Here is a 23386-nt window from a genome sequence, read left to right as displayed (position 1 = left end):
CGAACCCGCCGCGGTTCCGCACGGGCACTCACTTTGGCAGGAGAAGATGGCGGGTTTTCCCCGTCTTTACGCGAGCTTTACGCCTTGCCCTGCGATGCCACGGCGGCCGCGGCCCTGGCGGCCGCTTCCGCGTCACCCAGATAGTAGTGGCGGATGGGTTTCAGGTCGGCGTCGAGTTCATATACCAGTGGAATCCCGTTGGGAATGTTCAGGCCGACGATGTCGGACTCGGAGATGCCGTCGAGGTACTTGACGAGCGCCCGGATGGAGTTGCCGTGCGCGGCCAGCACCACGCGCTTGCCCGAGCGGATGGCCGGCGCCATCGCGTCGTTCCAGAAGGGCAGCACGCGCGCCACGGTGTCCTTGAGGCATTCCGTCAGTGGCACGCTGCCCTCGGCCAGCGCGGCGTAGCGGCGGTCGCCACGCTCGCTGCGGGGGTCCGTGGCCTCCAGGGCCGGCGGGGGCGTGTCGTAGCTGCGGCGCCAGACCAGCACCTGCTCGTCGCCATATTGCTTGGCCATGTCGGCCTTGTTCAGGCCCTGCAGGGCGCCGTAGTGGCGCTCGTTCAGGCGCCAGTCCTTGACGACCGGCAGCCAGGTGCAGTCCATCTCGTCCAGCGTGTACCAGAGGGTGTGGATGGCACGCTTGAGCACGCTGGTGAAGGCCAGATCGAACTCATAGCCCTCGGCCTTGAGCAGCTTGCCGGCGGACATGGCCTGGGAAACTCCCGTGGGCGTGAGGTCGACATCGGTCCAGCCGGTAAAGCGGTTTTCAAGGTTCCAGGTGGATTCGCCGTGGCGGATCAGGACGAGTTTGTACATGGTTTCCCCAGGAAAGGCGGGTCAAAGAAATGCGGGCCAAAACCCAGCATTCTAGAATTACGCAGTTCGCCAACCCAAGGAATCTTCGTGAAATTCATTATCGACAACTGGTATCTGATCTTTGTTGCACTGGCTTCGGGCGGCATGTTGCTGTGGCCGGTCCTCAAGAACGCCAGTGGCGGCTCGCTGACACCCGCGCGGGCCGTGCAGCTCATCAACCGCGAAAAAGCGGTGGTCATCGACGTCTGCGAGACCGAGGAATTCGCCGCCGGCCATGTGAACGGTGCCAGGAACGTGCCCCTGGGCCAGCTCGAAGAGCGCCTGCCCACGGTGGTCAAGAACAAGGCGCTGCCCGTGGTGCTGGTCTGCGCGAGCGGCGCCCGCGCCAACCGCGCGGTGGCCATTGCCAAGAAGCTGGGCTACGAGAACGCCCAGTCGCTCGCTGGTGGCCTGAAGGCCTGGCGCGAAGCCAGCCTGCCTGTGGAAAAAGCCTGATCCGCCCCCAGTTATTGGGTCCGCGATAGTCTTGCCACTGATTTTTAGCCCCACAGGAAGAAAGAGGAAGGTCCGCCATGCAACCCGTGAAGATGTACACCACCGCCGTCTGCCCCTACTGCATCCGGGCCAAGCAGATCCTCAAGTCCAAGGGCGTGGAGCAGATCGAGGAAATCCGCATCGACACCGACCCCGCCGCGCGCGTCCACATGATGGAGATCACCGGCCGCCGCACGGTGCCGCAGATCTACATCAGTGAAACCCATGTGGGCGGCCACGATGATCTGGTGGCGCTGGACAGCCGCGGCGAGCTCATGCCCTTGCTGGGCGCCGCCTGACCCCCACCGCGGGCGCTGCATAATGCAGCCCCATGTGCCCGCTGCGGGAGCTTTTCCCGGGCGGGTTTTGTTTTGCTAGAAATTCCGTTAGAGCAAAGAGACTTCACCATGGCCGACCAAGAAAATCCCGTGTTCCAGATCCAGCGCGTCTACCTCAAGGACATGTCGCTCGAGCAGCCCAATTCCCCCGGCATCCTGCTGGAGCAAGAGCAGCCGAACGTCGACATCCAGCTGGGCGTGGAAGCCACGCCCGTGGCCGAAGGCATCTTCGAAGTGGCCGTGACCGCCACCGTGCAGACCAAGATCAAGGACAAGACCGTGTTCCTGGTCGAAGCCAAGCAGGCCGGCATCTTCGAGATCCGCAACGTGCCGGAAGACCAGATGGGCCCGATCATGGGCATCGCCTGCCCGCAGATCGTGTACCCCTACCTGCGCGGCAACGTGGCCGACCTGATCAACCGCGCCGGCTTCCCGCCCGTGCACCTGGCCGAAATCAACTTCCAGGCCATGTACGAGCAGCAGCAAGCCCAGGCCGCCGGCCAGGCTTCGCCCATCATCACGCAATAAGAAGAGCCCCCTGAGGCGCTTCGCGCCTTCCCCCTTTCTCGTCGCGCTGCGCGCTCGGGAGGGGGACGCGGCCAACGGCCTGGCAAAGCCAGTTCCGCGGCTACCCCGCCTGGGCCGCGCCGCTGGCAGGGGCCGCGGGCGAGGCGTAGCGCGGAGATCATCGAATCAAAGACTTTTTGGCCTCCAGCGCCTGATGAATAAGCGCAAGCAGCTATGAAAATCATAGTATTGGGTGCCGGAGCCTGGGGTTCCGCCCTCGCCATGAGCGCGGCCCAGCACCCTGCCGGCCATGCGGTCACGCTCTGGGCGCGCGACGCGGGCCAGGCAGACGCCATGCGCGCGGCGCGCCAGAACGCGCGCTATCTGCCGGGCATCGACTTTCCCCCTTCTCTCTCCATCGCCGACGGCCACTTTGGCGCATTGCTGCCGGATGCCGACCTCGTCATCGTGGCCACGCCCATGGCGGCGCTGCGCGGCATGCTGCAGGCGCTGCGGGGATGCACGGCGCCCGTGGCCTGGCTGTGCAAGGGCTTCGAGGCGATGCCTCCCGGTGCCGGTTCGGCATCCTTTGGGCTGCTGGCACATGAAGTACAAGCGCAAGTAGCTCCTGATTTAATAGCAGGCGTATTCAGCGGTCCGAGCTTTGCGCAGGAAGTGGCGCTGGGCCAGCCCACCGCGCTGGTGGCGGCCAGCCCGCACGCGCGGGTGCGGGACGCGCTGGTCGGCGCGTTCCACAGCCCCAGCGTGCGGGTGTACGCCAACGAGGACATCGTGGGCGTGGAAGTGGGTGGCGCCGTGAAGAACGTGCTGGCCATCGCCACGGGCCTGTGCGACGGCCTGGCGCTCGGGCTCAACGCCCGTGCCGCCCTCATCACGCGCGGCCTGGCCGAAATGACCCGGCTGGGGCTGGCGCTCGGCGCGCGGCCGGACACGTTCATGGGCCTGTCGGGCCTGGGCGACCTGGTCCTGACCGCCACCGGCGACCTGTCGCGCAACCGCCGCGTGGGCATGCTGCTGGCGCAGGGCCGCACCCTGGCGCAGGCGGTGGAGTCGCTGGGCCACGTGGCGGAAGGCGTCTACAGCGCCCGCACCGTGGCGCAGCGGGCCGCCATGCTGGGGGTGGACATGCCCATCACCCGCGCCGCGGTGGCGCTGCTGGACGGCCAGATCCAGCCCGCGGACGCCGTGGCGGCGCTGATGGGCCGGGGGCCCGCGGCGGAACTGGTGTAGTCGAACGGCGCGCGGCAGGCGCCTGCCCGGCAAGGGCCGGCCGTACCGCCCCCAGCGCCGCACACCCCTATCGCAAAACAAAAGCCGCGTGCGCCCTGGGGCGCACGCGGCTTTTTACATGGATGGTGCAGAGGTCAGAACACGCCAAACAGCATGAGCAACAGAACAACCGACAGCGGGACGCCGAGCAGCCACAAGATGATAGGCATGGTGATCTCCTTGAAGGGATGAAGAAATGTGGATGGCTCTACCTTAGGGCCCCGCCTCCCCCCGCCCTGTGCGCCAGCGCTGCGCGTGGCCGTAGTCCCGTGCCTACCAGGTGTCGGCGCGGGCCGCGCCGCAAAGGCGCCGCCGTCTTTCATTCCCTTCCTTCGCACCGCCGTCCCGGCCGCTGCGCGCGGCGGCCGCGCCAGCCTTCTACAGTCCCAGCTCCAGCGCCAGCAGCTCGTCCACCGTCTGGCGGCGGCGGATCAGGCGCGCCTGGCCGCCGTCCACCAGCACCTCCGCGATCAGCGGGCGCGTGTTGTAGTTGGAGGACATCGAGGCGCCATACGCGCCCGTGTCGTGGATCACCAGCAGGTCGCCGACCTGCGCGGCCGGCAGGTCGCGCGGCAGCACCACGCCGCCATCGCCCTGCGTGAACACGTCGCCCGATTCGCACAGCGGCCCGGCCACGACGGTGGGCTGGGCGGCGGCGGTGGTGCCATCGCGGCGCAGCAGCTCCATCGCGTGGAAGCTGCCGTACATCGAGGGGCGCATCAACTCATTGAACCCCGTATCGACCAGCACGAAGCGGTTGTTGCCCGCGTTCTTGGCGGCCCGTACCTCGCCCAGCAGCACGCCGGATTCGGCCACCAGGTAGCGGCCCGGTTCGATCTCCAGGCCCAGCTTGTGGCCCACCACCGCCTCGGCCTGCTGGCGCGCGGCGTCCCACAGGCCGTGGTAGTGCTGCGTGTCGACCACCGGGTCCCCGCTGCGGTAGGGAATGGACAGGCCGCCGCCGGCCGAGATGGCATGCAGGTCGTGCCCGGCCGCGTGGGTGGTGCGCACCAGGCCCACCATGGCGCCGCAGACTTCCGCCAGGTGGCTGTAGTCCACGCCCGAGCCGATGTGCATGTGCAGGCCCACGAGCTGGAGGCCGTGCTGCGCGATGGCGGCCAGCGCCGCGGGCAGGTCGGTGTGCCAGATGCCGTGCTTGCTGTGCTCGCCGCCCGTGTTGGTCTTGTTGCTGTGGCCGTGGCCGAAGCCGGGGTTGATGCGCAGCCACACGCCATGGCCGGGCGAACGCGCGCCCAGCTGGTGCAGCATGTCGGTGGAGCCCGCGTTGACCGGCACGCCGTGCTCCACCACGCAGTCGAGCGTGGCGGCGTCGAACAGGTCGGCGGTGAAGACGATCTCCGACGGCTCTCCGCCGGCCACATAGCCCGCCGCCAGCGCGCGCAGGATCTCGCCGCGCGAGACGGCGTCCACCTTCACGCCCTGCTCGCGCATGAGCTTCAGGATGTGGATGTTGGAACAGGCCTTCTGCGCGAAGCGGACGGTCTCGAAATTGGACACCTGCGCGATGCGCTGGCGGATGGTGGCCGCGTCGTACACCCACAGCGGGGTGCCGAACTGGTCGGCCAGGGCCCAGAGCTGGGCGGGGGAGAAAGGGTTGGACATGCGGATTCCCAAGGCAGGATGCGGTGTGAAGGCTGGATGATGCTCCCTTCCCTCCATTTGGTCGAATGCCTTGATTTACAGCATCCATTCATTATGGATATGCTTCACCCATGACCGATGCCGCCATCTCCCCCCTGGCCCGCCGCATCACCCACCGGCACATCGAAGTGTTCCGCGCCGTGATGGCCGCGGGCAGCGCGACCGGCGCGGCCAGCCTGCTGCACAGTTCGCAGCCCACCGTGAGCCGCGAACTCGCGCGCCTGGAATCGCTGCTGGGCTATGCGCTGTTCGAGCGCGTGCAAGGGCGGCTGCGGGCCAACGCGCGCGCGCTCGCGCTGTGGGACGAGGTGCAGCGCTCCTGGCAGGGCCTGGAGCGCGTGGTGGACCGCGCCGTGGCGCTGGGCCGCCCCGATGCCGTGCAGCTGTCGGTGCTGTGCCTGCCCGCGCTGGCGCACGCCCTGCTGCCGGGCGCGGCGGCGCGGCTGTTGCAGGCACACCCGCACGCACGCCTGTCGGTCACGCCGCAGGAGTCCCCGCTGCTGGAGGAATGGATGAGCGCCCAGCGCTTTGACCTGGGCCTGTGCGAGCAGGCCGCCGCCCCGCCGGGCACGCGCGCCGAGGTGCTGCTGACCCTGGATGAAGTGGCCGTGGTGCCGGCGGACCACCCCCTGGCGCGCCGGCCCATGCTGCATCTGGAGGATTTTGCGGACCAGCCCTTCGTGAGCCTGTCGGCCGACGACCCCTACCGCCGCCTCATCGACGCGCGTTTTGCGCAAGCCGCCGTGCCGCGCACCCTGCGCATGGAAACCCACAGCGCCGCCGCCGTGTGCGCGATGGTGGAACACGGCCTGGGACTGGCCATCGTCAACCCGCTGACCGCCCTGGCGGCGGCCGGCTCCGGCGGCCGGCTGGTGGTGCGGCGGCTGGCGTTTTCGATCCCGTTCAGCGTGGCGTGCGTGCTGCCGCTGTACCGCCCGCCCCTGCCCGAGGTGGCGCCCATGCTGGAGGCGCTCCAGGCCGAGGCGGTGGATGTGGCCCGCCAGCTCCGGGCGCTGCCATGAACGGGCGGCGCAACCAGAACATAGTGCTATTCAATCAATAGCACTCAGCGCTTGTCCATCAAGCGCCAGGGCCTGATGGGCCCAGAGCGATCACGGCGGCGTGAGGGTGCGCACCTTCTCGGCCAGCCGCTCCTGCACCGAGGGCGACACGAACTTGTGCACTTCGCCGCCCAGCACGGCGATCTCGCGCACGAAGGTGCTGCTGATGAACTGGTACTTGTCGCTGGGGGTGAGGAACACGGTTTCCACCTGCGGCATCAGGCTGCGGTTCATGCCCGCGAGCTGGAACTCGTAGTCGAAGTCGGTCACGGCGCGCAGGCCGCGCACCATGGCCTTGCCGCCGCGCTCCACCACGAAGTCGCGCAGCAGGCCTGAGAAGGCCTCGACCTGCACCTGGGGGTAGCCCTTGACCGCCTCGCGGACCATGTCGATCCGCTCTTCCAGGGTGAACAGGGTCTTCTTGTGGTGGCCCGCCGCCACGGCCACGATCACGCGTTCGAACAACTGGGTGGCCCTGCGTACCACGTCTTCATGGCCCAGCGTGATGGGGTCGAAGGTTCCGGGGTATACGGCGAGCACGTTCTGGGCCATGGCTGGTTGTCTCCTGTCTGGCGGAAGGGTCGTTGGCCCCACCTGGCGGGCCGCGTGGGCGCATTATGCAGTGCACTGCAACATGGACGTTCGCGCCCCTGTCCCCGGCGGGCGTGGCGGCGCCCCGGCGGCGCGCGGGTGTGCGGCCTGGGCTCCGGACTGAAAGGCCTGGCGGGGCCGCCCCCCTGGCGCGAGGGGTGCGCGCCAGGGGGAGGCTTCAGGCGCTGCGCCGCAGCAGGTGGGCGTGCACCGCACCCGCCTTGAGATGGCGGTGCACAGCCAGTCCCCACGGGGCCAGCTCTTCATCGGCCCAAACGCGGGGCGCTTCGAGGTACACAAACCCATCGGCGGCCACCGCCTTGGCGGCGGCCTGCAGGGCGGCGCCGAACAGGTCGCTGTCGAACGGCGGGTCCAGCAGCACCAGGTCGATGCTGGCGGGCGCGGCCTGCTTGAGGGCGGCGATGCCGTCGCCACGCTGCACGCGCACGGCGGTGGCCTGCAGGCGCTGCTGCAGGGTGTTCAGCTGGGCCACCAGGGCGGCGTCGCTTTCCACCAGCTGCACGGCGCTGGCACCGCGTGATGCGGCCTCCAGCCCCAGGGCGCCGGTGCCCGCGAAGGCGTCCAGGCAGCGCCAGCCCGCCAGGTCCTGGCCGAGCCAGTTGAACAGGGTCTCGCGCACGCGGTCGGGCGTGGGGCGCAGGCCGGGGCGCTGGGCCACGGGCAGGCGGGTGCGCTTCCACAGCCCGCCGATGATGCGGATTTCGCCCGCGCCCTTGGGCGCGGCGGCCGGGGCCGCCTTGTCCTTGGGCGCGCCCTTTTTGCCGGTGGCGGCCGCCGGGGGGGTGGCCGCAGCGGCCTGTGCCTTGCGGATCTCGGCGTTGATGGCGGTGGTTTTCAGGGTCGAGCGGCTCATGGCTTGCCCCCCACCACCACGGTCACCATGCGCTCGGGTTGCAGCTTCCTGGCCATGGCGGCGCGCACGTCGGCCACGGTCAGGGCCTCCACCTTCCTGGACCACTGGTCCAGGTAGTCCAGCGGCAGTTCGTTCCAGGCGATGTTGGCCACGTTGCCCAGGAGTTTCTTGTTGCTGTCGATGCGCAGCGCGAAGCCGCCGATGAGGTTGTCCTTGGCGGCGCGCAGCTCGGCCTCGGTGGGGCCTTCGGCCACGAAGCGCGCGATCACGTCGCGCGAGACCTTCACGGCCTGGGCCGCCTGGTCGGGGCGGGTCTGCAGGCCCACGGTGAAGGCACCGGCATGCATGCCGGCGGCGAAGTAGCTGTAGACGCTGTAGCTGAGGCCGCGCTTTTCACGCACCTCGCTGGTCAGGCGCGAGACAAAACCGCCGCCGCCCAGGATGTGGTTGCCCACCAGCAGCGCGAGGAAGTCCGGGTCGCGGCGCTGGAAGCCCGGCTGGCCGATGAGCACATGGGCCTGGGCCGAGGTGAAGGGGACGTTCTGCTCCACCGGCGCGGCCAGCGCGCTGATCTCGCCCACGGGCGGCAGCGGCGCGCAGCCCGACGCGGCGGGCAGGCGCGACAGCAGCGTGGCGACCAGCGCCTGGGCCTGCGCGCGCGACACGGCGCCCACGATGCTCACCTTGGCGCGGCAGGCAGCGATGTGCTGGGCATGGAACGCCTGCATGTCCGCCACGTTGATGCGCATCAGCGTGTCTTCGGTGGTGCGCACGCCATACGGGTGGCTGCCGTACACCGCCGAGGCGAATGCATACCCCGCCACGGTGGCGGGGCGTGTGTTGGCCTCCTTCAGGCTGGCGATCCAGCGGGCGCGGTCGCGCGGCCACACGTCGGCGGGCCAGCTGGGCTCGCCGATCTGGCGCGCGGCCAGGCGGGCGGCCTTGTCGAGCAGCGGCGGGTCGGTGAGCGATCGCAGCGAGTAGTGCAGCGCATCGTTCTCGGCGCCGGCCTCGAAGTTCGCGCCCAGGTCGGCCCAGGCCTCGCCCAGGCCGTTCTCGTCCAGCGCGGGCTCGTTGCCCAGGGCCTTCACGCCCTTGCTGGCCATGGCGGCCATTGCACTGGCCAGGCCCGCCTGTCCCGCCGGGTCGCGGCGGCTGCCGGCGTCAAAGTCGATCTGCACGTCCACCATGGGGATTACGGGGCTTTCGACCAGGTAGACCTTGGCGCCGCTGGGTTCCGTCCAGTGCTGGATGGGCAGCAACGCCCAGGCAGAGTTTGAATAAAAAACCACTCCAGCGCTTATCAACAAAGCGCGAGCAGCTATATTTTTGATAGTAATCATGTGCAAGGGGCCCAGGGCGGGTTCAACGGATCACGGCGCCGGGCGGCAGCGTGGGGCGGGCGCGGGGGGCATCCAGGGGCTGTGGCAGCAAGGTGGCCACGGTGAGCTGGTCGTCGCCAAAATACCTGGCGGCCACGGCCTGCACCTGGGCGGGCGTCACGGTGCGCAGCAGCTCCAGCAGGCGTTCGTTGGCGTCGAGCGGAAAACCCTGCACCCAGTTGCCGCCCAGCTCCTGCGCCTGGTTCATCACCGAGTCGCGCTCGTACACGGTGGAGGCGATCCACTGCGTCTTGACGCGCGCGAGTTCCGCCTCGCTCACGCCACCCTGGGCCACGCGGGCCACCTCGGCGCGCAGGGCGTCTTCGACCTGCTGGGCCGTCTTGCCCGCGGCGGGCACGCCGCTGAGCATGAACAGGCTGGGGCCGCGCCCCGTGACCATGGCGCTGCTGTTGGCGCTGTCGGCCACGCGGTTCTCGCCCTGGGTGAGCGCACGGTCGAGCCGCGCGCCGTCGTAGCCGCTGAACACCGCCGACAGCACCATCAGCGCGAGGGCGTCGCGGTCGGTGTCGGTGAGGTTTTCCACGCGGTCCAGGCTGGGGGTGCGAAAGGCCAGCGCCACATACGCCTGCTCGGCCGGCGCCTTGACGGCGATGCGGCGCAGGCCCTGCTGCGCGGGCTCGGCGCGCGGCTTGCGCTCGGGCAGCGCATGGGCGGGGATGCCGCCGTAGTATTTTTCGGCCAGGGCCCGCACCTGCACGGGGTCCACGTCGCCCGCCACCACCACCACGGCATTGGTGGGCGTGTACCACTGGCGGTAGAAGGCGCGCGCGTCGTTCGGCGTCATGGCATCGAGGTCGCTCATCCAGCCCACGATGGGGCGGCGGTAGGGCGACGCGGTGAAGGTGGCGGCAAACAGCTGCTCGGCCAGCATGGCGCGGGGCTGGTCCTCGGTGCGCAGGCGGCGCTCTTCCTTCACCACCTCCAGCTCCTTCTTGAACTCTTCATCCGGCCAGTGGTTGTGGGCGAACCGGTCGGATTCGAGCTTCATCACGTCTTCGAGCCGGCTGGACGGGATCTGCTGGTAGTAGCCCGTGTAGTCGCGGCTGGTGAACGCGTTCTCCCGCCCGCCCAGGGCGGCCACGCGGCGCGAGAACTCGCCCGGCGGCAACGTCTTGGTGCCCTTGAACAGCATGTGCTCGAGCACGTGCGCCACGCCCGTGGTGCCGTCCACTTCGTCCATGGAGCCCACGCGCACCCAGACCATGTGCACCGCCGTGGGGGCGCGCCGGTCGGGCTGCACGATGAGCTGCATGCCGTTCCTCAGGGTGAACTGCTGCGCGCCAGAGGCCGTGGTGGACGGCGTGGAAGAAGGCGCATCGGAGGGTTGGGACACCGGGGTGGTTGCCGCGAAGGCAGCCCCGGACGAGAGGCAGGCCAGCAGGCCCAGTAGGGTGAAAGCACGTTTCATAGAATGGATGATTCTAAGAACCCACCAATGTTCAGTTTTTTCAAGAAAAAGCCCGCCGCTCCGCCATCGACGCCCGCACCGTCCGATGCGCCCTCCCCGGCCATGTCGTCCGGCGCTCCAGCACCTGCCGCTCCCCCCACTTCCATCCTGCCGGCCACGGCAGTTCCGGCGGTGCATCAGCCGCCGCCAGGGCCTTCGCCAGCCCCCGCGCAGGTGACCACGCCCGCGACAGCGCCCGCAGAAGCTCCCGCCGCGGCGCCGGCCGCTTTTGGCTGGCTGCGCAACCCGTTCGCCCCCAAGGCGCCCGAGGCGGCCCCCACGCCCGTGCCCGCGCCAGCATCGGCCACGGTTCCGCCGCTGGCCCCCGTGGCCGTGGCAGCGCCGGTGCAGGCCCCGCCGCCGGCGCCCGTGGCAGTGGCAGCCCCCCCCATCGCCGCACCGGCACCTGCGCCGGCCGCCCCCGTGGAACGCAAGGGCTGGCTCGACCGCCTCAAGGCCGGGCTGCGCAAGACGGGCAGCAGCATCACCACGGTGTTCACCGGCACGCAGATCGACGATGCGCTGTATGAAGAGCTGGAAGAGGCCCTGCTCATGGCCGATACCGGCGTGAAGGCCACCATGCACCTGCTGGCCGACCTCAAGCGCAGGGTGAAGGACAGCAAGACCACCGACCCCGCCGCCGTCAAGGGCCTGCTGGCCGACTCCCTCGCCGACCTGCTGCGCCCGCTCGAAAAAGCGCTGGTCATTGGCGAGCACACCCCCACCGTGATCATGGTGGCGGGCGTCAACGGCGCGGGCAAGACCACCTCCATCGGCAAGCTCACCAAACACCTGGCCGGCGAAGGTGCGGCCGTGCTGCTGGCGGCCGCCGATACCTTCCGCGCCGCCGCGCGCGAGCAACTGGGCGTCTGGGCCGACCGCAACACGGTCGAGATCGTGAGCCAGGAAGGCGGCGACCCGGCCGCCGTGAGCTTTGACGCGGTCACGGCCGGCAAGGCGCGCGGCAAGGACGTGGTGCTGGTGGACACCGCCGGGCGCCTGCCCACGCAGCTGCACCTGATGGAAGAGCTGAAAAAGATCCGCCGCGTGGTCACCAAGGCCGATGCCACGGCGCCGCACGAGGTGCTGCTGGTGATCGACGGCAACACCGGCCAGAACGCCCTGGCCCAGGTGCGCGCGTTCGACGATGCGCTGCAGCTCACGGGCCTCATCGTTACCAAGCTCGATGGCACGGCCAAGGGCGGCGTGCTGGCGGCCATCGCGCAGGAACGCCCCATTCCGGTGTATTTCATCGGCGTGGGCGAGAAGCTCGAAGACCTGGAGACCTTCAACGCGCGCGAATTCGCGCAGGCGCTGCTGACCTGAAAACCCGCCCGCAACCGCGATCCATGGCCCCCTCGGGGCCATTTTCACGTTTACGAACGGCAGCAATTCCCCCATGATGGGCTTTCCCCAGGAAAGGCGCGGACGCCCATGTTCATTGAGCTGGTCAAAGGTGTTGCCTTGCTGCTGGCGCTGTGCTTCCTGCATGGGTTCAACATCCGCGTCTGGCGCCGGCACCCGCGCACCGGGCAGGTTTTCTCCGGCATCCTCTTTGGCTCCATCTGCGTGGTGGGCATGCTCACCCCCGTGGTGCTGATGCCGGGCGTGATCTTCGATGCGCGCTCGGTCGTGCTCAGCATGGCGGGCCTGTTCGGGGGCCCGCTGGTGGCCTGCATCGCCGCCGCCATGGCCGCCACGGGCCGCCTCTGGCTGGGGGGCGCCGGCGCCGAGGTGGGCCTGCTGGTGATTGCGCTGTGCACCACGCTGGGCCTGGTCTACCGCGAAGGCCGCGCGCGCGGGCGCCTGGGGGTGGAGCCCGTTCCGCTGGCCCTGTTCGGGTTGCTGCTGCACACCGCAGTCGTCGCCCTGTTCCAGCTGCTTCCCGCCGAGGCCGTCCAGCGCATCAACCAGACCCTGGCCGTGCCTTTCCTGCTGACCTTCACGCCCGCCACGGTGGTGCTGGGCCTGCTGCTGCGCGATGTGGAAGAACGCCTGGCCACCGAGCGCGCGCTGCATGGCACGGCGGCGCGCCTGCGCGCCATCGCCCAAGCGATCCCCGACGTGCTGCTCGTGCTGGACGCCCGTGGGCGGTATGTGGAGGTGCTCTCGCCCGACGACGCACCCCTGGCGGCCAGCCCGCCCCAGCTGATTGGCAAGCGGCTGCATGACGTGCTGCCCGCGCCACAGGCCGACAGCTTCCTGGAGCTGATCCGCAATACCCTGCAGTCGGGCCAGACGCACAGCATGGAGTACGAGATGCAGACGCTCTCGGGCCCACGGCATTTCGAAGGGCGCGCCCAGCCACTGGGCGTGCAGGTGGGCGGCCAGGCGGCCGTGGTCTTCCTGGCGCGCGACATCACCAAGCGCAAGCTCGCCGAGGGCGCGCTGCGCGAATCGGAGCTGCGCTTTCGCTCGCTGCTGCGCAACATTCCGTCCATCTCCGTGCAGGGCTATCTGGAGGACGGCACCACTAGCTACTGGAACCGGGCGTCCGAGCAGCTCTACGGCTACACCGCCGAGGAAGCGCTGGGCAGCAACCTGCTGGACCTCATCATCCCGCCGGCCATGGCCGACACCGTGCGCGGGCACATGCGCCACATGTTCGCCACGGGCGAGGTCATCCCGGCGGGCGAACTGCAACTGCGGCGCAAGGACGGCTCGCCCGTGGACGTGTTCTCCAGCCACGCCTACATCCAGGTGCCCGGGCATCCGCCCGAGATGTTCTGCATCGACATCGACATCTCGGGGCGCAAGGCCGCGGAGGACGAGGCCCGCTACCTGGCGTTCTACGACGCGCTCACGCAGCTGCCGAACCGGCGCCTGCTGGTGGACCGGCTGCAGCAGGTGCTGGCCAACGGCGCGCGCTCGGGCCTGACCACCGCCGTGCTGTTCGTGGACCTGGACAACTTCAAGACGCTCAACGACACCCGGGGGCATGAGGTGGGGGACCTGCTCCTCAAGGAAGTCGCCCTGCGCCTGCCCGGCTGCGTGCGGGAACAGGACACCGTGGCCCGCCTGGGTGGCGACGAATTCGTGGTGGTGCTGCAGAACCTCAGCAGCGACCCGCCGGAAGCCGCGGCGCAGGCGCGCACGCTGGGAGAACTCATCCTGGCCCAGCTGCGCCAGCCCTACCAGCTGGCGGGGCACGAACACCATTTCACGGCCAGCATCGGCGTCACGCTCCTGCGCGACCACCGCGACTCCGTGGACGAAGTCCTCAAGCAGGCGGACATGGCCATGTACCGCGCCAAGGACGCGGGCCGCAACACCCTGCGCTTTTTCGACCCCGACATGCAGCAGGCCGTCAACCGCCGTGCGCTGCTGGAGGCGGAGCTGCACACCGGCCTGCGGCAGTCGCAGTTCCTGCTGCTGTACCAGCCCCAGGTGGACGACCAGGGGCGGGTGACCGGCGCAGAGGCACTGGTGCGCTGGCGGCACCCGGTGCAGGGCATGGTCCCGCCGTCCGAGTTCATCCCCCTGGCGGAAGAATCCGGCCTGATCCTGCCCCTGGGCCACTGGGTGATGGAAACCGCCCTGCGCCAGCAGGCCCGGTGGCGCCAGCACCCGCAGTTTGCCCACCTGAACGTCGCCATCAACGTGAGCGCGCGCCAGTTCCTGCAGGACGATTTCGTGGCCCAGGTGCTTGCGCTGCTGCAGCGGACGGGGGCCGATCCGGCACGGATCAAGCTGGAACTGACCGAAAGCCTGCTGCTCGACAACGTGGACAACGTGATCGCGACGATGCGCGCGCTCAAGGCCCATGGGCTGGGCTTTTCGCTCGACGACTTTGGCACGGGCTACTCGTCCTTGAGCTACCTCAAGCGCCTGCCGCTGGACCAGATCAAGATCGACCAGGGCTTCGTGCGCGGCGTGCTGCTGGACCCGAGCGATGCGGCCATCGCCCGCTCGATCATCGCCCTGGCGGGCAGCCTGGGCCTGGACGTGATCGCCGAGGGGGTGGAAACGGCGGCGCACCACCAGTTCCTGCTCGCGCACGGCTGCAAGGCGTTTCAGGGCTACCTGTTTGGCAGGCCGCTGGCACTGGAAGACTTTGAACGGGCGGCGCTGGAGGCACTGGGCCCCGCAAAGGCCCCCGGCTGACCTCGCGCCAGACCGGCGCCGCGATGGCATTCAAGTTGCCGCACGCAAATGCCGATAACCAAAGGCCACGACAGTCGGCCCCGCGCCGCGCCTCCGTGGAAACCATGGAGGTGCCCCATGAAAATCGAGTCGTCCACCCTGCAGATGCAGGCCCGGCATGCCGCCACGCGCATGCACAGCCAGACAAGCCGCCTGGAAATGTGGGTGGGCGAGCGCCCTCCGGGCACGCCCGCCGCCCGCCAGGCCCCGCCGCCCCAGATCTCCAGCGCGGCCCGCCTGGCCCAGGCCGCCCACGCGGCCGCTGCCTCGGCCTCCGTCGAACCGCGCCCCACGCGCGACCCCGACGAAGGCCTGACACCCCAGCTCGCGATGATCCGCGACCTCATCGAACGCATGACCGGCGTGCTGGTTCGCGTGTATGCCGGGCCCAAGGCCGCCGAGGCGCCCGCCGAGCCCGTGCCCGCTGCGCCGCCCGCCGGGGACGGCACCACGGAGGCCCCCCGCCAGCGCGCGGGCTTTGGCGTGATCTACGAACAGCGCGAGGTGCTGGAGGAAACCGAACGCACCCAGTTCGCGGCGGCGGGCACCGTGCGCACCGCCGATGGCCGGGAGATCCAGTTCACGCTGCAGCTGGACATGCAGCGCAGCTACCGCGAGGAATCCTCCGTCAGCCTGCGGCTGGGCGATGCCGTGGCGGTGGACCCCCTGGTCATCAACTTCGACGGCACCGCCGCGCAGCTACAGGACCTGCGCTTCGCCTTCGACCTGGACGGCGACGGGCAGACCGAACAGGTGCCCCTGCTGGCCGGGAACCGGGGCTACCTGGCGCTGGACAACAACCAGAACGCACGCATCGACAACGGCCTGGAACTCTTCGGCCCGGGCACGGGGAACGGCTTTTCGGAGCTGGCCCGGCATGACAGCGACGGCAACGGCTGGATCGACGAGGCCGACCCCGTCTTCCAGCAACTGCGCGTGTGGACCCCGGATGCGGATGGCACGGGCCGCCTGCAAACCCTGCAGGAGCTGGGCGTGGGCGCGGTGCAGCTCAGCGCCCAGGCAACGCCCTTTGCCCTGCGCAGCGCCGACAACGGCAGCCTGGGCGCCGTGCGCTCCACCAGCGTCTACCTGCGAGACGACGGCAGCGCGGGCACGGTGCAGCAGATCGACCTGAGCGTGTAGCCAGCCCAGCCACAGGGGCCAGGCAGGAACCCGCCCCTGCCGCCCAGGAGGCTGAAAAAAACCGCGGATGCCCCGCAGTCAGGCCAGCACCGTGGCATGGGCCACCTGCGCATCCACCCAGCCGGCATATTCTGCGGACCCCTGCAGCGCCTGGACCACCAGTTGCGGCAGCGCATAAGGATGTTGCGCCCGCAAAAGCGCCAACAGCGGGTGCAGCGCGCGCGCCACGGTCTTGCAGACCAGTCGGAGCTCACGGTCCTCCTGCGAGGCGCCCTGCCAGCGGAAGTAGGCCGTGATCGGCTCCACCTGCACACAGGCCGCCAGCCGCGCCTGCAAGACCAGTTGCGCCAGCCGCCGGGCTTCCGCTTCGGTGGCCACCGTGGTGGTGACAACGAGAATGTCGCAAAGGGCGGTCGGCTCGGTCATGCGCGTCTCCCGAAGTTGGGCGCTGCAGTCTGCCATAGCGTCCTGGGAAGCGCCAGCCGGTGGTTCTCCTCGCCCCTCCCTTGACGGCTCCGTGCGCCGTATCCATCTGCCAATGGAGAACTTCTAGCCGCTTTCAATGGCAGGCGCTGCGCGTCACCCTGCCCAGGCCATAGGGTGTGTTAGATTTTGTTCACTATTCATGCGTTAGCTGGGCCTGTCGCTCGTTGTTTGCGAGTCAAAGCAATTCAGCAGACAAATCCTCAAAGAAAAAATGACGGCTCAACGCGCACTTTTCACCATCTGCTCGAACAACTATGTGCCGATGGCCAAGGTCTTGCTGGAGAGCATCCAGCGGCACCATCCAGAAGCCGATGTATATCTGTGCCTGGCCGACGACGTGCAGCCGGAGATGGTGGACTATCCCGATGCATGCCAGGTGATTGCGGCCACAGACCTGAATATCGATGATTTCCGCGGATTCGCATTCCGCTACGACATCATGGAATTCAACACGGCCGTCAAGCCCTTCATGTTCCGCGCGCTGCGGGACCGGGGTCATGAGCACGTCGTCTATCTCGACCCAGACATCGAGGTATACGCGCCGCTGGACAAGGTGTTCGCGTTGCTGGAAGCCGGCGCCTCGTTTGTCCTGACGCCGCACATGACGAAGCCCGCCGAGCGGAGCGACTTTCCCGATGACGTCGGCATCATGCGCGCCGGTGTCTACAACCTTGGTTTCCTGGGAGTCGGTGCCGCGCAGGAAACAGAAGAGCTGCTGCGTTGGTGGTCGCGCCGGCTGCAATATGACTGCGTCAACGAGCCGGATTCCGGCCGATTTGTCGATCAGAAATTCATGGATCTGATCCCCGGCTTTGCCGCCAAGGCGCAGATTCTGCGGGATACCACATACAACGTGGCCTACTGGAATCTCCACCAGCGGACATTGACGGGCGAAGCGGGTGCGTGGCTGGTGGACGGCGAGCCTCTGTGTTTTTTCCACTTCAGCGGCATTGATCCACTCAACCCGCAACGGTTGTCGAAATACACCCAGGCATTTCGCGACGCAGACATCTCGCATCCGCTGGCAAACCTGATGCATCGCTATGCGTCCCGGGTGCTCGCCAATGGCCACGGAGACATTCCTGTCGGCGCATACGCTTATGGGCGATTTGCCTCTGGCACTCCCATTCCGAAATTTGTACGCCGCATGTTCCGTGACCGCCATGTGCGCTGGCTAGGCGGCGATCCATTCGCCACTTACGAGGACTACTTGCATTTGCCAAGTCCCGACGCATGCAGCGGGGCCTCGGGTCAGGCCACGCGCCTGCTGACAGAAATACACCGCAGCGAGCCGGGGCTTCGACATGCATTCGATCTCTCGACAGCACACGGTGTCGACAGATACCTGGACTGGTTCAGAACCCACGGGCGACCCTGGTTCGACGGCAGAGCCATCATGGCCCCCAGGCAGCCCATCGATGCACCGTCCACAACCGCTATGGACGCCCTCCCTTTGCAATGCACGAACAAAGGTCCCTCGGTCACGGTGGTGGGTTACCTGCGGCTGGCGTTGGGCGTTGGCGAAGCAGGTCGACAGATGTTGCGTGCGCTCGACCACGGCCAGATCCCGGTATGCGGCCTGCCGGTTCGCATCAGCGCGTTGTCCAGTGAACTGGAACAGTCTCTGGAAGGACTTTTTGTTGACCAATCGTCCTCCCCCATCGAGGTCTTCAACGTCAATGCGGACCAGTTGCCCCTCGTCGTCAAAACACTCGAATCCTCCTTGAATCCCGGGGCTTGGCGGGCGACGATGCCCTTTTGGGAACTGGAGAATTTTCCCGCCCCTTGGCTCAAGGCATTCGATCTTGTGGATGAGGTGTGGGCGCCCACGCAGTACATCCAGGCCATGCTGGAAGGCAGAATCGACAAGCCTGTGCGCTACATGCCGCTGATGCTCACTTTCGAAACCCCGAAAGCCGGTGAACGGATGCAGTTCGGATTGGACGATGGTGCTTTCATATTCTTCTTTTCCTTCGATTGCCTGTCATTTGTGGAGCGCAAGAATCCGATGGCGGTGGTCCGGGCGTTTCGCCGTGCGTTTCGCCAAGATGCGCCAGTTGCGAAAGTCCGGCTGGTCATCAAGGCTCTGAACGCGGACAAATTGCGTGGCCCGCAGGCCGCACTGTTGCAGGAGTTGCGCGGCGATCCGGATGTCCAGCTGATTGAAGACACCCTGAGTCGGAGCGCCACCTTGCAACTCATCGGCTGCTGCGATGCGGTCGTGTCGTTGCACCGCAGCGAAGGCCTGGGCTTGCTGATCGCAGAAGCGATGGAGCTGGGCAAGCCGGTCGTTGCCACCGACTATTCCGCCACCACCGAACTGGTATCCAACCAGACAGGCTGGCCTGTTGATTACACGCTGGTTGCAGTACCCGAAGGCCACTACCCATTTCACGCCGGCCAGATGTGGGCCGAACCGGACGAAACGCATGCGGCGTGGCAAATGCGCTCGGTGTATCTTCATGCGGACGAAGCCGCGCGCCGTGCGCGCAATGCCCGGGATTTGCTGCACAAGCAGCATGGGCCGGCCGCATGTGCGCAACGGCTGCGCAGCCGAATTGCCGAAGTACTCGCACTGCAGTGCACCAAATAGCGTGCGCTGAATGCAAACGCCGCCCCGCGTCGCAACGACACATCTCAGCCTATAGCAATTCGAAGCAGGACACGTGATGGATGAACTAGCAAAAAACACATGCGCCGAATCTGCATGCATGGCGAACGCCCCGCAGACCTCCGGGGTCGCGGCACGCTCCATTCCGTCCGGTAAAAATTCTGCCCACATGGAGCAGGCGCCTCTGCGCGCCTCAGCTTTGGAGCATCGCCGGATTGAACTAGACCTGATCGACACACGCGAGGAATGCAGACGGCTCGCGCGCGCTGGCGCCGAAATGCACGACGAGATTCTGGCACTCAATCGCGCCCTGCTGGCGGCAAGGCAACAGGTTCAGATCCTGCTGGTGAATCAGCGAGAGCTGGAGCAATTGCGCGCGACACGGCACTCCCTGCAAGCTCAAGTGGACGCGCTTGTGCGGTCTGGCTCCTGGCGCATTACCAAGCCGATACGCATGATCTACAGCCTGCTATCCAGCCACTCCTGACACCCTGCCGTGAACATAAGGCAGCGCAAAGGTTCCCAAGAGCACCAAGCCAATCACGGCAAAGTTGAACCGGTAGTGCCGCTGCAGATGCAGCAAAGGATGGGGTGCGAGCCGTGACTGAAACACCTGCCACGTCTTGAGACCATGCAACAGATAAGCCGCCAATGACAGACTCAGCAACAGTGGATGCTGCTCCATGGCGGCCCAGACTGCGACAAGCCCATAGGCAGCACTAAACAGCACGAAGGCCGCGATGGAGGTGGCATTTTTTCCGAACGCCACCGCGTTGGTCAAAATACCATTTGCTGCATCCGCGTCATGTCCGCGCACTTCATGCATCAGGTGGCCAGCCGCAAACACGACACCGAAATAGCACGCAAAAACAAGGCTCTGAGGGTTCAGTTCGCCAATCGCCAGATAGCCCAGCAAGAAATGCAGGATGCCACCGGCCAGATGCAGCAGCGAACTGGCAATGGGGATGCCTTTGAGGTGCCACCGGGGTGAAGAGTAGAACGTGCTGGTCAGCAGCATGCCGCCGGCGACCCACAACGAATGCAATCCAAGATACGCCGAGAATGCCAACCCCAGAACCGCCCACAGTTGCGCCATGCACCACATTGCCCGCCTGGATATGCCGAGCGACAAGAAGGTACGCGTACTTCGATTCGGATCCTGGAGGTCACCGTCAATACCCGCCCAGTCGTTGAGCACGATGATGTGCGCCACGAGGCAGGCGCTCGCACACACCAATGCCACCAGCGTGCACAGCGTATCGGTCCCGGAACGTTGGACACTGCGATCAAGCGCAAACACAAATCCCATCAAAGGCGTGCCTTGAAGCACTGCGACTTCGTCCATCCGCACGCACTGCAGCCATCGGAACCAGGCAGGTGTCCGCATCCCACACCCCATCAATGAGAGGAAGCAACGTTCTTGCGCGCCTGCTCGTTGGCGGCGAACAAACGAAGCCACAGCGCAAGCCCCAGCTCTGGAGACCAGTAGTAGCGGCTGACGGTCGCCGTGAGATCATTGTGGAAATACAGTACCGGTGATTGCCACACGCGCTCAAATCCCTTGGCCGCGATTGTCCGCAGGAGCTTGTCGTTGTCCTTGAGCCGGCTCCGACCCGGCCTCGCCTCCGTCAGGTGGATGCCTTCAATGACCTTCAACCAGAGCTGCTGATCCGGATCCTGCACGGCGAGTAATGACTCTGGCAACTTCAACGGGCAGCCCATGGCCTGCAGGGCAGGCAACCGCCACATCACCGCGGCAGGTGCGCGTTGGTAATAGACCCACAGTGACGGATCCTGGGAGTGCGACTGCAAGACTTCACACAGTTTCCGCGCCGCCAGGGAATCGACTTGGTACAACCACATCAGGACATGGATCTGAATACCTATGTCCGCAGGATTGGGGTTCTTGCCCGGATCGATGCACTCGTAGCGATCCTGGGCGGCCAGCCAAGTACGGTAAAGACCCTCTGAAGTCTTGAATGCCTCCAGCGTCGCACGGGCCTTTTCCTGCAACTTGCCGTCCAGCGCGGGGGCAAGGCGCCAGACCAGCGCCGTGTCGTCAGCATCGGGAGTGATTCTGCAGCCCAATACACCATGCGAAGGAAGATCGGGACGGCCGTGGTAACGCACAAGACCGGTCTCCTCGATCTGTTCGGAAAGAAAGCGTTTGGCCTTGTCCAGCGTGCCAGACAATTTCAGGCTGGAACTTACGGGGCCCAGAAGGTCGACGATCGCCGCAGTCGAAAATACGTTCAGCTCCGAATGGGGCTGCCGGAAATGCACCTCGCTGGTGTAGTCAGTCAGCCAATACCCCCCACTATCCTGTTGGTATTCGAGCGTCGAGGTGGCGAACTTTGCCATCTCGGAGATGGACATTTCATCGGACCACCGGGGAGGCGCTGCAGCGGGTTCAACCGAAAAGACTTTGGAGACGAGACGCTGGGGGGCTGACGCCGGGCTTTTGGACGGCAACACCACGGAGATTCTGTGTTCGCCTGCTGACAGGCCGCGCACCGCAATGCTCGCCCTCCATCCACTGGCAGCGGTGACGCCCAGGACCTTCTCAACGTCCGGGCGTCTGAAGAAAGAGCTGATACCCGCCTCTCGCCGGTCATCCAGCCAGAGCTCAAGATTTCCCGGGACCTTGTTCCCCGAGGATATCCAGCCGACCACGTCGAGACCCCGGTTCGGGTGAACGCGAATCGCATCAATGGCCCCTCGCCACGGGACCTCCATCAAAGCCGCGGCGTGAGCAGCGGGAACCGGCAGTTCGAATGCCTGGAGGATCCAGGGCATTGCCTGGGGGTTCGAGCGGACCAGCGCACTGAATACAGGCCGACTGGAGGTCAAAAGCGCGGCCGGAAAAGATATCTTCCAGGTTCCGGTATTCCGGGCGCCCACATCTTCGTCTTGGCGGTACCCAAAATCGGACGTGCCACCGGACACTCGCACCCCGTCGATCAGCAGGTGCACATCGAAAGGCTGGCGGCTTCCGAAAAGAGCCCATCCTTCCACCGTGGCGAGTCCCTCGGGAGAAATGTTCAATCGGTCGATTGATCCGGACAACCCAGGAAACAGATCATTGAAAAACTTGGGGCGGGTCAACCACGGAGAATGTTCGGTCATCCACGCGGCACGTTCGGATATCGCCACCCGCTGGCTGGCATCCTGCGGAGGATGGGCACTGAGGTATTCCGAGTGGGCGCTGCCGGTGTACCCAAAGGCCCCGATTGCCGAACTGGCGACGGCAAACAGGCCGAGCGCCACAAACACTCTCCGCGCATTGACCCCCAAACCCTCGACGACAGGGGGCAACATCCAAAACAGGATCGGCAGCAGATCGGTCAGAAACCGGGGGCCCCAGCTGACACCGGAACTCCAGTTCACCGCGGCATAGAAAACAACTTGCAGCACAACCACTCCCGCCAGCAACAGCGACAGCAAACGCAAAGACGGTTGACGGGCCTGATGAAGGAAGCCAGGCAGAGCAAAAAGCAGGAACGGAGAGAATACGAACAACCCCTGCACCGGGCTGAACAAAAGTCCACCCACGCCCTTGAGGGTATTCAGCAGAGAGATGTCAAGTTTTTGCCCTTGCAGGGCCAAGCCATAGCCGCCGATCCAATTACCTACCACCCCCAAGTTGTAGGCCAACGTTGCCACCACGGGAACGACAGCACCCACGACAAAGAATTTGAAATTTCCCCGATCTTTGAGAAGCGCATGGATTGCAAAGCCTGCAGCAAGAATGGCATCGGGTTGCCTGTTGCAAGCCAACAGGGCACACAGCAGGCCCGTCACGGCTGCGCACGAACGCGTGCGTCGTGGCAAGACGGATAGCCACAGCAACCCGATCACCAGCAACTGGCCGATGCCATGCATCCACAATGCCTGGCTGCTGATGACCCACGTGGATGTACCCCATCCAAACAACAGTGCCAGCCAAGCGGCCGTCTTGGTGTCGGATTGCCGCCGAAGCAGCAAGAACATCAAGGCGACACTGATACTGGCGATGAGCGAGGCGGCAAGCTTTTCCATGATGCGGCCTACGCGCTCTACGCGCTGCACCGCCCAATCGGTGGCATTCAGGTACAGGACCGCAGGTAGATAAAGCGGCGCGGCCAGTACGGGCGTTACCGGAGGATACATCGAGACCAGGTGGCCATCAGCGGTCCTGAGCATCCACCAAGCCTCACCGATCTGGCCTGGCTTCTGTGGAGGACGAAGACCTTGGGCCACATGCAGCGCAACGGGATCAAGGGTCAAGGTGCCATGCTTCCAGATCGACAGCGGCAAGTACCGGGCTGCGTAAGTGTCTGCGGCTCCGATCGTTCGCAAGTTGATGTTGAATATCAGCAAGCCGGCGCAAAAAAGCAGCAACGCCACCACCCCATCTCTGCCCAAGCGCAACCAAAGGCCAGGCTTGGGGGGCGTTCGCTCAAAAGTTGCCAAATGGCGCATATCTAGGTTCATCG

General features: G+C 66.4%; 19 protein-coding genes. 10 read left to right on the top strand and 9 right to left on the bottom strand.

The window, feature by feature from the left end; all coding sequences use genetic code 11:
- Positions 1-77 precede the first annotated feature (77 nt).
- A complete protein-coding gene (gene gpmA / locus AC07OC_RS18585; protein WP_218295914.1) occupies positions 78-821 on the bottom strand; it encodes a 2,3-diphosphoglycerate-dependent phosphoglycerate mutase in 744 nt (247 codons plus the stop codon).
- 87 nt (positions 822-908) lie between these two features.
- Here gpmA and AC07OC_RS18580 point away from each other — a divergent pair, with 87 nt between their 5' ends.
- The 4 genes from AC07OC_RS18580 (at position 909) to AC07OC_RS18565 (ending at position 3451) form a co-directional block, all read left to right on the top strand.
- Positions 909-1316 (top strand): rhodanese-like domain-containing protein, encoded by a 408-nt coding sequence (locus AC07OC_RS18580; protein WP_218339557.1) that lies wholly within the window; start codon positions 909-911, stop codon positions 1314-1316.
- 77 nt (positions 1317-1393) lie between these two features.
- A complete protein-coding gene (gene grxC / locus AC07OC_RS18575; protein WP_494601895.1) occupies positions 1394-1654 on the top strand; it encodes a glutaredoxin 3 in 261 nt (86 codons plus the stop codon).
- Positions 1655-1762: 108 nt separating this feature from the next.
- The gene (gene secB, locus AC07OC_RS18570; RefSeq protein ID WP_218295917.1) at positions 1763-2221 is read left to right on the top strand and encodes a protein-export chaperone SecB; all 459 of its coding nucleotides are present in this window, start codon (positions 1763-1765) and stop codon (positions 2219-2221) included.
- 213 nt (positions 2222-2434) lie between these two features.
- Positions 2435-3451 carry an NAD(P)H-dependent glycerol-3-phosphate dehydrogenase gene (locus AC07OC_RS18565; RefSeq protein WP_492244454.1) on the top strand — a complete coding sequence of 339 codons (1017 nt, stop codon included), beginning with the start codon at positions 2435-2437 and terminating at the stop codon, positions 3449-3451.
- A gap of 417 nt (positions 3452-3868) precedes the next feature.
- Here AC07OC_RS18565 and lysA read toward each other — a convergent pair whose 3' ends face one another.
- Positions 3869-5113, bottom strand: a complete 1245-nt coding sequence (lysA, locus tag AC07OC_RS18560) for a diaminopimelate decarboxylase (RefSeq protein ID WP_218339559.1) — start codon at positions 5111-5113, stop codon at positions 3869-3871.
- 110 nt (positions 5114-5223) lie between these two features.
- Here lysA and AC07OC_RS18555 point away from each other — a divergent pair, with 110 nt between their 5' ends.
- Positions 5224-6174, top strand: coding sequence for a LysR family transcriptional regulator (locus tag AC07OC_RS18555; protein WP_494601892.1), 951 nt, complete (start codon positions 5224-5226; stop codon positions 6172-6174).
- A 90-nt stretch (positions 6175-6264) separates the two neighbouring features.
- Here the strand turns inward: AC07OC_RS18555 and coaD are convergent, their stop codons facing one another.
- The 4 genes from coaD to AC07OC_RS18535 all read right to left on the bottom strand — a co-directional run bounded on the left by coaD (position 6265) and on the right by AC07OC_RS18535 (position 10489).
- Positions 6265-6765 carry a pantetheine-phosphate adenylyltransferase gene (gene coaD, locus AC07OC_RS18550; protein ID WP_218295921.1) on the bottom strand — a complete coding sequence of 167 codons (501 nt, stop codon included), beginning with the start codon at positions 6763-6765 and terminating at the stop codon, positions 6265-6267.
- 217 nt (positions 6766-6982) lie between these two features.
- Positions 6983-7678: a 16S rRNA (guanine(966)-N(2))-methyltransferase RsmD gene (rsmD, locus tag AC07OC_RS18545; protein WP_492246366.1), complete on the bottom strand. Its 696-nt coding sequence runs from the start codon at positions 7676-7678 to the stop codon at positions 6983-6985.
- Positions 7675-9021 (bottom strand): M16 family metallopeptidase, encoded by a 1347-nt coding sequence (locus tag AC07OC_RS18540; RefSeq protein WP_218295923.1) that lies wholly within the window; start codon positions 9019-9021, stop codon positions 7675-7677. Before AC07OC_RS18540 ends, rsmD begins: the two co-directional genes overlap by 4 nt.
- A 22-nt stretch (positions 9022-9043) precedes the next feature.
- Entirely contained in the window at positions 9044-10489 is a 1446-nt protein-coding gene (locus tag AC07OC_RS18535; protein ID WP_369643186.1) for a M16 family metallopeptidase, read from the bottom strand.
- A gap of 27 nt (positions 10490-10516) precedes the next feature.
- Between AC07OC_RS18535 and ftsY the strand changes: the two genes are divergently transcribed.
- The 3 genes from ftsY to AC07OC_RS18520 all read left to right on the top strand — a co-directional run bounded on the left by ftsY (position 10517) and on the right by AC07OC_RS18520 (position 15814).
- Positions 10517-11854, top strand: a complete 1338-nt coding sequence (gene ftsY, locus AC07OC_RS18530) for a signal recognition particle-docking protein FtsY (RefSeq protein ID WP_492253777.1) — start codon at positions 10517-10519, stop codon at positions 11852-11854.
- A 108-nt stretch (positions 11855-11962) separates the two neighbouring features.
- Positions 11963-14632: an EAL domain-containing protein gene (locus AC07OC_RS18525; protein ID WP_218339563.1), complete on the top strand. Its 2670-nt coding sequence runs from the start codon at positions 11963-11965 to the stop codon at positions 14630-14632.
- A gap of 117 nt (positions 14633-14749) precedes the next feature.
- Positions 14750-15814, top strand: a complete 1065-nt coding sequence (locus tag AC07OC_RS18520; RefSeq protein WP_218339564.1) for an SPM autocatalytic domain-containing protein — start codon at positions 14750-14752, stop codon at positions 15812-15814.
- 78 nt (positions 15815-15892) lie between these two features.
- On the opposite strand, the gene cutA is transcribed toward AC07OC_RS18520, so the two are convergent.
- Positions 15893-16240, bottom strand: coding sequence for a divalent-cation tolerance protein CutA (gene cutA, locus AC07OC_RS18515; protein ID WP_218295928.1), 348 nt, complete (start codon positions 16238-16240; stop codon positions 15893-15895).
- 271 nt (positions 16241-16511) lie between these two features.
- On the opposite strand from cutA, the gene AC07OC_RS18510 reads away from it, so the two are divergent.
- Both AC07OC_RS18510 and AC07OC_RS18505 read left to right on the top strand, forming a co-directional pair.
- Positions 16512-18893 (top strand): glycosyltransferase, encoded by a 2382-nt coding sequence (locus AC07OC_RS18510; protein WP_218339565.1) that lies wholly within the window; start codon positions 16512-16514, stop codon positions 18891-18893.
- A gap of 76 nt (positions 18894-18969) precedes the next feature.
- Positions 18970-19398, top strand: a complete 429-nt coding sequence (locus AC07OC_RS18505; RefSeq protein ID WP_218295930.1) for a hypothetical protein — start codon at positions 18970-18972, stop codon at positions 19396-19398.
- Here AC07OC_RS18505 and AC07OC_RS18500 read toward each other — a convergent pair.
- Positions 19381-20256 carry a UbiA family prenyltransferase gene (locus AC07OC_RS18500; RefSeq protein WP_218339566.1) on the bottom strand — a complete coding sequence of 292 codons (876 nt, stop codon included), beginning with the start codon at positions 20254-20256 and terminating at the stop codon, positions 19381-19383. The genes AC07OC_RS18505 and AC07OC_RS18500 overlap by 18 nt on opposite strands.
- Before the next feature lie 53 nt (positions 20257-20309).
- Positions 20310-23384: a hypothetical protein gene (locus tag AC07OC_RS18495; RefSeq protein WP_218339567.1), complete on the bottom strand. Its 3075-nt coding sequence runs from the start codon at positions 23382-23384 to the stop codon at positions 20310-20312.
- Positions 23385-23386 lie beyond the last annotated feature (2 nt).

The organism is Acidovorax sp. GW821-FHT10E04 (genome assembly GCF_059415185.1).
The sequence above is the reverse complement of the archived record's forward strand: the minus strand, read 5'-3'. Positions and strand labels throughout refer to the sequence as shown.